The organism is Inquilinus sp. Marseille-Q2685, assembly GCF_916619195.1.
Taxonomy (GTDB): Bacteria; Pseudomonadota; Alphaproteobacteria; order DSM-16000; family Inquilinaceae; genus Inquilinus.
Window position 1 is genome coordinate 1,011,068 of record NZ_CAKAKL010000002.1, and the last position, 12,190, is coordinate 1,023,257.

The 12,190-nt window shown below is 71.7% G+C and carries 12 protein-coding genes; 8 read left to right on the forward strand and 4 right to left on the reverse strand.

What is annotated here, in order from left to right; all coding sequences use genetic code 11:
• Positions 1-395: 395 nt before the first annotated feature.
• Genes LG391_RS13940 through LG391_RS13950 form a run of 3 tightly spaced genes read right to left on the reverse strand, consistent with a single transcriptional unit; the run spans position 396 to position 3,012 of the window.
• Positions 396-1,106: a pseudouridine synthase gene (locus tag LG391_RS13940; protein ID WP_225768605.1), complete on the reverse strand. Its 711-nt coding sequence runs from the start codon at positions 1,104-1,106 to the stop codon at positions 396-398.
• Entirely contained in the window at positions 1,103-2,140 is a 1,038-nt protein-coding gene (locus tag LG391_RS13945; RefSeq protein WP_225768606.1) for a class I SAM-dependent methyltransferase, read from the reverse strand. Before LG391_RS13945 ends, LG391_RS13940 begins: the two co-directional genes overlap by 4 nt.
• Before the next feature lie 44 nt (positions 2,141-2,184).
• Entirely contained in the window at positions 2,185-3,012 is an 828-nt protein-coding gene (locus tag LG391_RS13950) for an IclR family transcriptional regulator (RefSeq protein WP_225768607.1), read from the reverse strand.
• Between the two features lie 221 nt (positions 3,013-3,233).
• On the opposite strand from LG391_RS13950, the gene LG391_RS13955 reads away from it, so the two are divergent.
• The 7 genes from LG391_RS13955 (at position 3,234) to LG391_RS13985 (ending at position 10,104) form a co-directional block, all read left to right on the forward strand.
• A complete protein-coding gene (locus LG391_RS13955; protein ID WP_225768608.1) occupies positions 3,234-4,307 on the forward strand; it encodes an ABC transporter ATP-binding protein in 1,074 nt (357 codons plus the stop codon).
• A complete protein-coding gene (locus LG391_RS13960) occupies positions 4,304-5,164 on the forward strand; it encodes an ABC transporter permease (protein ID WP_225768609.1) in 861 nt (286 codons plus the stop codon). The genes LG391_RS13955 and LG391_RS13960 overlap by 4 nt, the downstream gene beginning before the upstream one ends.
• Before the next feature lie 7 nt (positions 5,165-5,171).
• Positions 5,172-5,966 carry an ABC transporter permease gene (locus LG391_RS13965; protein WP_225768610.1) on the forward strand — a complete coding sequence of 265 codons (795 nt, stop codon included), beginning with the start codon at positions 5,172-5,174 and terminating at the stop codon, positions 5,964-5,966.
• A gap of 13 nt (positions 5,967-5,979) precedes the next feature.
• Complete coding sequence (locus tag LG391_RS13970; RefSeq protein ID WP_225768611.1) at positions 5,980-6,270, forward strand: (2Fe-2S)-binding protein; 291 nt, start codon at positions 5,980-5,982, stop codon at positions 6,268-6,270.
• Positions 6,267-7,640: an NAD(P)/FAD-dependent oxidoreductase gene (locus LG391_RS13975; RefSeq protein WP_225768612.1), complete on the forward strand. Its 1,374-nt coding sequence runs from the start codon at positions 6,267-6,269 to the stop codon at positions 7,638-7,640. Before LG391_RS13970 ends, LG391_RS13975 begins: the two co-directional genes overlap by 4 nt.
• A 252-nt stretch (positions 7,641-7,892) precedes the next feature.
• Positions 7,893-9,026: an FAD-binding oxidoreductase gene (locus LG391_RS13980; protein ID WP_225768613.1), complete on the forward strand. Its 1,134-nt coding sequence runs from the start codon at positions 7,893-7,895 to the stop codon at positions 9,024-9,026.
• A gap of 31 nt (positions 9,027-9,057) precedes the next feature.
• The gene (locus LG391_RS13985; RefSeq protein WP_225768614.1) at positions 9,058-10,104 is read left to right on the forward strand and encodes an ABC transporter substrate-binding protein; all 1,047 of its coding nucleotides are present in this window, start codon (positions 9,058-9,060) and stop codon (positions 10,102-10,104) included.
• A gap of 38 nt (positions 10,105-10,142) precedes the next feature.
• Here LG391_RS13985 and LG391_RS13990 read toward each other — a convergent pair whose 3' ends face one another.
• Complete coding sequence (locus tag LG391_RS13990; RefSeq protein WP_225768615.1) at positions 10,143-10,787, reverse strand: TetR/AcrR family transcriptional regulator; 645 nt, start codon at positions 10,785-10,787, stop codon at positions 10,143-10,145.
• A gap of 344 nt (positions 10,788-11,131) precedes the next feature.
• On the opposite strand from LG391_RS13990, the gene LG391_RS13995 reads away from it, so the two are divergent.
• Positions 11,132-12,187: a LacI family DNA-binding transcriptional regulator gene (locus LG391_RS13995; RefSeq protein ID WP_225768616.1), complete on the forward strand. Its 1,056-nt coding sequence runs from the start codon at positions 11,132-11,134 to the stop codon at positions 12,185-12,187.
• Positions 12,188-12,190: the final 3 nt, after the last annotated feature.

Sequence of the window (12,190 nt, forward strand, 5' to 3'; positions counted from 1 at the left end):
ATCCGCCCGAAGCGGGGCCGGATTCGTCCTGGGACGCCTGCGGTGCTGACCAGCCATGGCGGTTCCTCCAGCGGCTTTTGTCGTTGCGGCCCTCGGCGGCCCCGGAGGCCCGCCGCGCGCCGTGGTTCCTGCAGGAGAAGATCGATCACTGCATGTCCATCGGCGATGCGACGATCCTGTGAAGCGCATCGGCGCCGGGGGAACGGCGCCAAACCGACAAACACACGGGCCAGCGAGGCTATCGGCAAATCGTGGGCGACGCACTCGCGGTCGATCTCCGACCTGCAGGGTGGGCACTCTGCGCCAGCAGGGACGCCCCGACAAGGAAAATCATCAACGATGATATAATATTACATTCCTATGACGTCGCGAGATCTGGACGGCCGAACATATGTTCACGACGCCGTCGGCTTGAACACTGCCGCCACCTCCGCCGGGACCAGCAACCGCCACCGGCCTTCTGCCAGATCTTCGAGGCCGAGGCCGCCGATGCCGGCCCGATGCAGGGCTTCGACATGGTTGCCGACCGCCGCGAACATCCGCCGGACCTGGTGGTAACGGCCCTCGGTCACAGTCAGCCGGGCGCGCCGCGGCCCGAGCGGTTCCAGCACCGCCGGCTCCAGCGGCGTTGTCTCCGACCGCAGCATCAGCGTGCCGGAGGCGAAGACCACCGCCTCCTCCCCGCTCAGATCGCGCGCCAGCTCCGCCTCATAGATCTTCGGGATCCGGCTTTTCGGCGAGATGATCCGGTGCAGCAGCGGCCCGTCATCGGTCAGCAGCAGGAGGCCGGTGGTGTCGCGGTCCAGCCGCCCGACCGGGGCGATGATCGGGTTGCGCAGGCGGAAGCGCGGCGGCAGCAGCTCATAGACCACCCGTCCCGGATCGCTGGTCGAGCAGGTGTAGCCGGCCGGCTTGTTCAGCATCAGCACCGCGCCCGGCGGCGGGTCGAGCGGCCGGCCGTCGATCCGGATCGCCTCGTGCTCCGGCTGCGTCTCGGCACCCAGCGGCCGGCCCTCGGCATCGGTGACGCGGCCGTCGCGCAGCAATGCTTCCACCTGCTTGCGGCTGCCGTAGCCGAGATTGGCGAGATAGCGGACCAGCTTCATCGCACGCCCTTCGAGGCTTCGATCACCTTGTAGGCGCCGTCGTCGGCGACGCGGCGGACCATGGTGAAGGCCTGCTCCAGCGTCGCCTCGTAGGGCAGGTGCCGGTTCGCCACCAGAAACAGCCGGCCCTTCTGGCGCAGCGCCGCCGCCGCCGCGGTGATGAAGGCACGGCCGAGATCGTGCCGGTCGGCCCGCCCGCCTTCGTGAAAGGGCGGATTGGTCACGACGAAATGATAGCGCCGGTCCCGCGGCAACCCGGCAGCGACATCATGCCAGAGGTAATCCAGCTCGGCCCGGCCGGCATAGGGCTCCAGGTTGCGACGCGCCAGCTCCAGCGCCCGGGCCTCGGCCTCGTAGAGATCCAGCGCCGTGACCTCCGGGCAGCGGTCGAGCACTTCGGCCGACAATGTGCCGAAGCCAGCGCCGAGATCCGCGCCCTGCCCCTTCAGATCCGGCGGCAGATGGGCGGCCAGCAGGGCCGAGCCGGGGTCGATCCGGTCCCAGGCGAACAGGCCGGGACGGCTGAGGAAGCGGCCGTCGGCCACCGGCCGCGGTTCGTCCAGGGCCTTCCATTCCGCCTGCAAGGCCGGATCGCCGGCGCCGGCATGCGCCCAGAACACCCGGCAGCGGTTCTTCGACAGGCTGTCGACCCTGCCGGCCAGGCGGCCCAGATCCTCCTCGACCGAGCGCGCCCCGTCGGCGTTGGCCAGGCTGACCACCACCGTCCCGCCGGGTTCGGCCTGCTCCAGCGCCCGGGCCAGCAACGCCCGCGCCGCCTCGCGCTGGCGCGGCGGCAGCACCAGCACCAGCGGGAACCGGCCTTCCACATGCGTCGACACCGTCAGCCCCGTCGCCTCCAGCGCCGCGGCCCGTGGCCGGAAGCTCTGCTCGCAAACCAGAGCCGGCGAGGCGAACTCGGCCAGAGCCGCCCCGGCGCGGGCGCCGAGAAGCAGGGCGCGACCGTCCACCGGCCACGCCAGGGCATCGGTTCGAAACGGCAGGAACAGGGTGTCGAGCGCGGGATCGTCGGTCATGCCGGCCTCCCTGGCATATCGACGCCGAAAACGGAAGGGCGGGCTTACCCGCCCCGGCCGGCGCTGCCCAGCAGTTGGGCCGGCCGGCGCAGGGCCGGGTCGAACGGGTTGAGGCGCGGGCCGATCGCCGCCGCCTCGCGCTTGAGGATCTCGACCACGGTCGGCAGCCGGTCCTCGCCCAGCCGCTCCGAGATCGTGCCGATGCTGAGCGCCGCCACCGCCCGGCCTTCCCGGTCCAGGATCGGCACCGCCGCGCCGCCCATGCCGGGCAGCACGAAGTCGCGCCGGGCGGCAAAGCCGGCCTCCCGCGCCTTCGCCATCTCGGCGCGTAGATAGACCTCGTCCATGAAGCCCTGGCCGACCAGGCGCGGGACGTTGAAGCGGATCACCTCCTCGCGCTCCGCCTCCGGCAGGAAAGCCAGGATCACCAGCGCCCCCTGGCCGACCCCGAGCGGCACCCGGCCGCCGATGTCGCCGGTGAAGGAGCGGATCGGGAACGGCCCCTCGCAGCGATCCAGGCACAGCGCGTCGAAGCCGCTGCGCACCAGCAGGAACACGGTGTCTCCGAGCATCGCGGACAGGCGCTGCAGCACCGGCCGGCACAGGTCGCGCAAGTTGCCGGGGTTCCCGGCCCGCGCCGCCAGGGCGAAGAAGTCGATGCCGAGCCGGTACAGCCGGCTGCGCCCGTCCTGCTCGACCACCCCCTCGGCCAGCAGCGCCTGCAGCAGTCGATGGACCGTCGCCTGGGTCAGGCCGGTGGCCTCGGCGATGCGGATCAGCTTCGCTCCTTCCCCGCCCGCCTCGGCCAGGGCCCGCAGGATGGCGAAGCCGCGCTGCAGGCTCTTGCCCGGGGCTTCGCTCTCTTTCGCCATTTTCGGAAACTCCAGATCCACATCACACTGATTGATTCCGTATTTCGGAATGTATGTGAGATTACTCCTGATAAAACGGAATGTCTCCTTGACTCGTCGTTTCGAAACGGTGTTGTGAGAAGACGCGCCGGCACCTTCCGTTCCACGGAAGCAAGACCGGCGGGGCCGATGCGCGGCAGCGCGGAACGGCGGTCATCGACAGGGATGCCAGGGAGCCGGCAGTGACCTTTCTCCGTCTCGAGCGGATCTCGAAGCTCTATGGCGACGTCGCCGCAGTCGCCGATCTCGACCTGACCGTGGAGCGCGGCGAGTTCGTCTCTCTGCTCGGCCCGTCCGGCTGCGGCAAGACCACGACGCTGCAGATGGTCGCCGGCTTCGTCCCGGCCACCACCGGGCGGATCGTGCTGGACGGGCAGGACCTGACCCGGGTGAAGCCGAACCGCCGCGGCCTCGGCGTGGTGTTCCAGAGCTACGCCCTGTTCCCGCACATGACCGTGGCCGACAACGTCGCCTTCGGCCTGGAGATGCGCGGCATCGCGAAGCCGGAGCGGGCGAAGCGGGTCGAGGAGGCGCTGGCGCTGGTCCATCTCGACCACCTCGCCGGCCGCTATCCGCGGGCCCTGTCCGGCGGGCAGCGCCAGCGCGTCGCCCTGGCCCGCGCCCTGGTCATCGAGCCGCCGGTGCTGCTGCTGGACGAGCCCTTGTCCAACCTGGACGCCAAGCTGCGCGAGGCGATGCAGTTCGAGCTGCGCCAGATCCAGCGCCGCACCGGCACCACCACGATCATGGTCACCCACGACCAGGCCGAGGCGCTGTCGATCAGCGACCGGGTGGTGGTGATGGAGCGCGGCCGCATCACCCAGATCGATCAGCCCTACCGGATGTATGAGCATCCGCGCAGCCGCTTCATCTCCGACTTCGTCGGCAAGGCCAACCTGCTGGACGGGGTGGTGGCCCAGGCCGGCGCCACGGCCCGGGTGACGGTCGGCGACGCGACGCTGGAGGTGCCGGGCGACGGCCTGCCCGCCGGCGCTCGCGTGCTGCTGTGCCTGCGGCCGGAGAAGCTGTCGCTGGGCGCGCCCGGCACCGGAAGGCTGCCCGGCACGGTGTCGCGCCGCTACTTCCTGGGCAGCCAGTGGCTGTACCACCTGGACAGCCCGGCCGGCGAGCTGCTGGCCGCTGCGCCGAACCTCGGCGGCGAGCCGCTGGCCGAGGGCGCGCACGCCGGCATCGACTGGGCGCCGGACATGGTCCGGGTGCTGTGCGACGCCGAAGCGGCCGAGGCCGTCCGATGAGCGCCACGATCGAGGAGCGCTTGGCCCCCGCGGCGATGGTGCTGCCGGCGACGATCCTGTTCGCCGGGCTGGTGCTGGCGCCGCTGGCCCTGACCCTGATCCTGTCCTTCCGCGTCTATGACCACACGACCGGCGTGCAGGACGCATGGACCCTCGGCCAGTACCTGACCGTTCTGACCGACCCCTACTATTACGAGATCTTCCTGCGCACCTTCCGCCTGTCGGCCCTGACCACGCTGATCTGCATCGTGGTCGGCGCGCCCGAGGCCTATGTGCTGAGCCGGATGCGCAGCCCGTGGCGGTCGGTCTTCCTCCTGGTGGTGCTGGCGCCGCTCCTGGTCTCGGTCGTGGTCCGCGCCTTCGGCTGGAGCATGCTGCTGGGCCCGACCGGGCTGGTGAGCGAGGCGACGCAGGCGCTGGGCATCGGCCGCGTCCGGCTGCTCTACACCGAGACCGCGGTGGTGGTGGCGCTGGTGCACATCATGCTGCCCTTCATGGTCATTCCGGTCTGGACCTCGCTGCAGAAGCTGGACCCGGCGACCGAGCAGGCGGCGCTGTCGCTGGGCGCGTCCCCCGCCACCGTGCTGCGCCGGGTGGTGCTGCCGCAGATCCTGCCCGGCCTCCTGTCCGGCAGCCTGATCGTGTTCGGCCTGGCCGCCAGCTCCTTCGCCATCCCCGGCCTGCTCGGCGGTCGGCGGCTGAAGATGGTCGCGACCGTGGTCTATGACGAATATCTGAGCTCGCTGAACTGGCCGCTGGGCGCCGCCATCGCGGTGATCCTGCTGGTCGCCAACCTGGCCATCATGCTCGGCTACAACCGGATCGTCGAAGGACGATACCGGCAAACCCTTGGGTGAGGCGCCGATGTCCCGCAACGGCCCTCTCGCCCTGGTCTTCCACACGCTGGTCGTGATCTTCATGCTGGCGCCGCTGGCGATCGTCTGCCTGGTCGCCTTCACGCCGGAGAGCACGCTGAGCCTGCCGACCGCCGGCGCCTCGCTGCGCTGGTTCGCGGCGGTGTTCGACCACCCGGACTTCCTGCAGTCCTTCTGGAACAGCCTGTGGCTGGCGACCCTGTCGGCGACGCTGTCGACCGCGATCGCGGTGCCGGCCGGCATCGCCACCACGCGCTACGCCTTCCGCGGCCGCGACGCGCTGAACGCCCTGTTCCTGTCGCCGCTCTTGATCCCGCATCTGGTGCTGGGCGTGGCGCTGCTGCAGCTGTTCTCGCGGCTCGGCGCCGCCGGCAGCTTCTTCTGGCTGGTGCTGGCGCACAGCGTGGTGATCACGCCCTACGCGCTGCGGCTGGTGATCGCCGCCCTGGTCGGCTTCGACCGGTCGACCGAGCAGGCGGCGGCGTCACTGGGCGCCGGCGCCTTCACCGTGTTCCGCCGCATCACCCTGCCGATGATCCTGCCCGGCGTCGCCGGCGGCTGGCTGCTGGCCTTCATCAACAGCTTCGACGAGCTGACGATGTCGATCTTCGTCACCTCGCCCGCCACCGTCACCCTGCCGGTGCGGATGTACATGTACGCGACGGAATCGATCGACCCGATGATGGCCGCGGTGTCGGCCCTGATGGTCGCCGTCACCGCCGTCGCCATGGTCGTGCTCGACCGCATCTACGGCCTCGACCGCATCCTGGTCGGCCGCCAGTGACCGGATCCCCCTCATGCCCATCCTGACCCGCCTGGCCGAGACCGGCCGGCCCGAAATCCGCTTCCGCCTGGACGGGCGCCCGGCCACGGCCCTGGCCGGCGACACGGTGCTGACCGCGATCCTGACCACGGCCGACCGGCTGCGACGGTCCGAGTTCGGCGGCGGTCCCCGCGCCGGCTTCTGCCTGATGGGCGCCTGTCAGGATTGCTGGGTGGCGACCGAGGACGGGCAGCGCTTCCGGGCCTGCTCGACCTTCATCGCCGAGGGCATGCGCCTGGTCATCGGCCCGGGAGAGGCGGCATGAGCGGCGAGATCAGGCCGGTCATCGTCGGCGCCGGCCCGGCCGGCATCCGTGCCGCCCAGGCCCTCGCGGCGGCCGGGCTGCGGCCGGTGCTGGTGGACGAGGCCGCCAAGGGCGGCGGCCAGATCTATCGCCGCCAGCCCGACGGCTTCACCCGCGGCGCCAAAACCCTCTACGGCACCGAGGCTGCCAAGGCCGAGGCGCTGCACCGCACCATCGACGGGCTCGCCATCGATCACCGGCCGAACACTCTGGTCTGGAACATCGAGGCCGGGGCGCTGGACCTGCTGCGCGACGGTCGCACCGAGCGTCTGCCCCACAGCCACCTGATCTTGGCCACCGGCGCGACCGACCGGATCCTGCCGATCCCCGGCTGGACCCTGCCCGGCGCCTACAGCCTGGGCGCGGCGCAGGTGGCGCTGAAATACCAGGGCTGCGGCATCGGCCGGCGCGTCGCCTTCATCGGCACCGGCCCGCTGCTGCCGCTGGTCGCCTCGCAGTACCTGAAGGCCGGGGCTGAGGTCGCGGCCGTGCTGGACACCGCGCGACAGGCCGACAAGCTGGCCGCCCTGCCCGGCCTGCTGCGCGGCCCCACGGTGCTGGCGAAGGGTCTGCGCCTGCTGGCGGCGCTGAAGGCCGGCGGTGTCCCAGTCCGGCATGGGGCCCGGCCGCTGCGCATCCTGGGGACCGAGCGGGTCGAGGGCCTCGCCTGGCATGATGGCGAGCGTGAGCATCGCATCGACTGCGACGCCGTCGCCTTCGGCTACGGCCTGCGATCTGAGACACAACTCGCGGATCTGGCCGGCTGCCGCTTTCGCTTCGACCCGCTGAACCGCGCCTGGCTGCCGGAGCGCGACGCCGCCGGCCGCAGCAGCGTGGCCGGTGTCTACCTGGCCGGCGACGGCGCCGGCATCGCCGGGGCGGATGCCGCCGAGCTGGCTGGCGAGCGCGCGGCCCTGGCGCTGCTGCAGGATCTCGGCCGGTCGTTCGACCGCGCCCGCGCCACGCGGCTGGAGGCGAAGCTGGCCGCGATCGGCCGGTTCCGCCAGGGCCTGGAGCGCGCCTTCCCCTTCCCCGCCGGCTGGGCCGCTCAGGCGCCGGACAATCTCGTGGTCTGCCGCTGCGAAGAGGTGTCGGCCGGCACGCTGCGCGCCACCGCCACCCGCTGGAACACGCCGGAGCTGAACCGGCTGAAGGCGCTGTGCCGGGTCGGCATGGGCCGCTGCCAGGGCCGCATGTGCGGCGCCGCGGCGGCGGAGATCCTGGCCGCCCACCGCGGCGTGCCGGTCGAAGCGGTGGGGCGGCTGCGCGGCCAGGCCCCGGTCAAGCCGATCCCGGTCGCGATCGAGGACGCGCCGGAGGAAGCGGCATGATGGGGCGCATCACAGACTTGACCCGGGAATCCTGTGCGGTCGCCGAGATGTGCTGGATGGGAGGGGCCGGAGCCACCCCCTCACCCGGAATCGCTGCGCGATCCCGACCTCTCCCCGAGGAGAGGTGTAGGGCGGCCGCTCTTCTTCCCTCTCCTTGGGGAGAGGGAGGGGCCCGGCGCCGCAGGCGACGGGAGGGTGAGGGGGTGGCTCAGGCCTCTCCGTCTCGTCACCGCGCAATGGCCGGGACGCAACATGAGCTCCACTGAGCGCATCACCACCGATGTCGCCATCATCGGCGGCGGCATCGCCGGCGCCGCCGCGGCCCTGGCGCTGCGCCGCATGGGCATGACGGTGCTGCTGCTGGAGCGCGGCTTCTGCGGCGCCCAGGCCAGCGGCGTGAACTATGGCGGCGTCCGTCGCCAGGGCCGGCCGCCGGAGCAGATCCCGCTGGCACAGCGGGCGCATGCGATCTGGCAGAGGCTGCCCGAGACGATCGGCATCGACGGCGAATACATCCGCTCCGGCCATCTCAAGCTGGCGCGCAGCGAGGCCGACCTGGCGTCGCTGGAGGCCTATCAGGACCGGGTGCGCGACCTCGGCCTCGGGCTCGAGATCGTCGCCGGCAACGCCTTCCGCGCCCGCTGGCCCTGGCTGGGCGACCGGGCCATCGCCGGATCCTGGTGCCCGGCCGACGGCCATGCCAATCCGCGACTGGTGTCGCCGGGCTTCGCCCGCGCCGCGCGCAAGGCCGGGGCCGATATCCGCGAGCAGACCGCGGTGCAGGAGGCGGTGCGCGACGGCGACGGCTTCCGCCTGCTGGCCGGCGACGGGCTGGAGGTGCGGTCGCGCCTGCTGCTGAACTGCGCCGGCGCCTGGTCCGGCCGCTTCGCCGCCGCCTTCGGCGAACCGGTGCCGCTGGTCTCGGCCCATCCCAACATGGCGGTGACCGAGCCGCTGCCGCGCTTCATGGACGTCAATGTCGGGGTCGAAGGCGGCGGCATCTATGCCCGCCAGGTCCAGCGCGGCAACTGCGTCATGGGCGGCGGCCGCGGCGTCGCGCTGGATGCCGACCGCGCCCGGCCCGGCCGCAGCGCCATCGGATCTCTGCTGCGCCAGGCGGCGGAGCTGTTTCCGGCCCTGCGCGGTGCCCAGGTGATCCGGTTCTGGAGCGGGGTCGAGGGCGACACGCCCGACCGCAACCCGGTGCTGGGGCCGAGCCGCACCACCCCCGGGCTGATCCACGGCTTCGGCTTCTCCGGCGCCGGCTTCCAGATCGGGCCGGCGGTCGGCGAGGTGCTGGCCGAGCTGGCGCGCGACGGCCGCAGCCCCACCCCGATCGAGGCCTTCGACATCGGCCGTTTCGCCGGAACGGCGGCGGCCGCCTGAGCATCAACAACCGGAAACAGGAGAGAGCGACATGAACGGACGGACCACGACGGCGCTGCTGGCCACCACCGCGCTGCTGGCCTCGGGCGCGGCGATGGCGGAGACCAAGACCCTCTATGTCGGCATGAACGGCGGCGACATGGAGAAGGCCTACACCCAGCACGTCTTCCCGGATTTCGAGAAGACGAACGACGTCAAGGTGGTGGTCGTCCCCGGCACCTCCTCCGAGGTGCTGGCCAAGCTGCAGGCGGCCAAGGACAACCCGCAGATGCACCTGGCCTTCCTCGACGACGGCGTCATGGTCCGCGCCATCGGCATGGGGCTGTGCCAGAAGGCCGAGACGGCACCGGTGATGGCCGATCTCTACCCCGCCGCGCGGATCAAGGACGACATGGCGCTGGGCGTCACCCTCACGGTGACCGGCCTCGCCTACAACACCAGGATGTTCGAGCAGGAGGGCTGGGCCGCCCCCGCCTCCTGGATGGACCTCGCCGATCCGAAATTCGAGGGCAAGGTCGTGTTCCAGTCGCTGTCCAGCAGCACCTACGGGCTGCACGGCTTCCTGATGTTCAACCGCATCCAGGGCGGCAGCGAGGACAATGTCGACCCCGGCTTCGCGAAGTGGGGCGAGACCGTCGGCCCGAACGTGCTGGAATACATCCCGAGTTCGGCCAAGCTGTCGGAGATGGTGCAGACCGACGAGGCGGCGATCTTCCCGCTGACGCCGACCGCCGTCGCCAGCTTCGAGGACAAGGGCATCCCGGTCGCCTACGCCCAGCCGAAGGAAGGTGCCGTGGTGCTGATGGTCGCCGAATGCGTCGTCGCCGGGAATTCCGAGCCGGCGCTGGCGCAGAAGCTGGCGCAGTACCTGCTGACGCCGGAGGCGCAGGCCAAGGCGCTGCAATACGGCAACCAGATCCCCTCCAACGCCAAGGTCGACGGCCCGACGCCGGAGACGGCGGCGATGGTGAAGGAGATGCGCGGCTATCTCGAGCACGCGGTCACGGTCGACTGGGACCAGATCAACGCCCACCGGCCGGAGTGGAACGACCGCTGGAACCGTACGGTCGAGCGGTAAGCGTCCCCGTTACGAGGCATCCCCTTCATCGGGCTTGGTCAGCCCAGCCCCAGCGCCCGGCGGACGAAGGCCTGCAGCTCGTCCACCAGCCCAGCGGCGTCGTCGGTGCGGCCGTCGGCGATGGCGTGATCGACGCCGCCATGGAAGGCGTAGAACAGCAGCACCGCCGTCATCTCCGGGTCATCCACCGCCCAGGCGCCGGCCGCGGCGCCGTCGCGCAGCAGCTCGACCAGGCCGCGGACCGGTTCCATATGGCCATCGACGCGGCGCTGGCGCGGCAGGAAGTCCGGCGTGTGGAACAGCACGTCGTGCAGCTCCACCTGGTCGAGATAGCCGTGCACGCCGCCTTCCAGCCAGGCGGCGAGCCGGCCGGACCAGTCGGCCGGGTCGAGCTTCGCCTGGGCCGCGGCGATGCGGGCGCTGAACCGCTCGGAGAACCGCTCGCGCAGCGCCTCGACCAACGCCTCCTTGCCGGCGAAATACAGATAGAAGGTGCCCTTGGCCACGTCGGCCGCCGCGACGATGTCGTCGATGCTGGTGCCGGCGATCCCCTTCTTCAGCACCAGCGCCTCGCCGGCGTCCAGCAGCTCGCGCCGGCGCACCTCCGACGGCTTGGTCCGCGGCCTGGCCGCCCCTGCTTCCGCCGCGGCCGGCCGGCGTCTGCGCGTCTGGGTCTCGATCATCGCCGCACTCTGCGTCGATCCGGCGGCGGGATGCAACCGCCGGGAGGACCGCCCTCCCCCGCCGCCTCGCTCTTGCGTGCCGACAGCCGTCCATGTTACCGGTCACATCAATAAGAACGACAAATCGACCTCAAGGCCATGGGGAGGGCCGACACCATGCTTGCCATCGATCTCATCCAACCGAGCGCAGGGACCCTCCGGTCCCGCCGATGACGCGTTCCGCGGCCTGCCGCGCCTTCGCGCGGCCCTGCCCCGCCACCGCGGTCCGGACGCGCCGGGATGCGCGGCCCCGTCGGCGTGCGGCTGGGCGCAGGAGCGCCGCGCGGCCGATCGGGAGCCAAGCCATGCCCAAGCGTTCCCTCCGCCCGACCATGCGGGACGTGGCCCGTCTCGCCGGGGTCTCGCCGATGACCGTGTCCCGGGTGCAGGCCGGCAGCAGCCGGGTGGCGCCGGAGACGCGGGACCGGATCCGCCGCGCCATCGATCAGCTCGGCTATGTCGACGACAAGGTCGCCGCCGCCCTGTCGTCGCGCCGCACCGGCTTCATCGCCACGCTGGTGCCGACCATCACCAACTCCAACTTCGCCGACACCGCGCACGGGTTGTCGGAGGTGCTGCGCCGAACCGGCTACCAGCTGCTGATCGGCTACACCCTCTACCGCATGAGCGAGGAGGAGGCGCTGGTCCGGGCGATGCTGGAGCGCCGGCCCGAGGCGATCGTGCTGGCCGGCATGCACCACACCGAGGCGGCACGCACCATGCTGCGCAGCGCCGGTATCCCGGTGGTCGAGATCTGGGATTGCGGCGCGGCCGATCCGATCGACCGGGCCGTCGGCTTCTCCAACATCGAGGCCGGCCGGGCTGCGGCGCGGCATCTGATCGCGCTCGGGCACCGCCGGATCGGCGGCATCGGCCCGGCGGTCGACGGGGATTCCCGCGACTTTCGCGGCGGCGCCCGCCTGGCCGGCTTCGCCGAGGTGCTGCGCGAGGCCGGGCTGCCGACCGATGCCATGGTCCATCGCGGCCTGGTGCCGCTGTCCTTCGCCGGCGGGGCCGCCGCCATGGCCCAGCTGCTCGACACCGCCGGGCCGATCGACGCCGTGTTCGCGGTCTCGGACCTCGCCGCCGTCGGCGCCCTGATGGAGTGCCATCGCCGCGGCATCGCCGTGCCCGGGCAGGTCTCGATCCTGGGTTTCGGCGATTTCGAGATCGGCGGACAATGCGTGCCGGCGCTGTCGACGGTGCGGATCGATGCCGCGGGCATCGGCCGCCGGGTCGGCGAGCTGCTGCTGCGAATCCTGGAGGCCAAGGACGACGCCCCGGCCCCGCCGCGGGTGATCGATGTCGGCTTCGAGATCGTCGAACGGGGCTCCACCGCCAGACGGCCGCGCCCCGGCTGACAC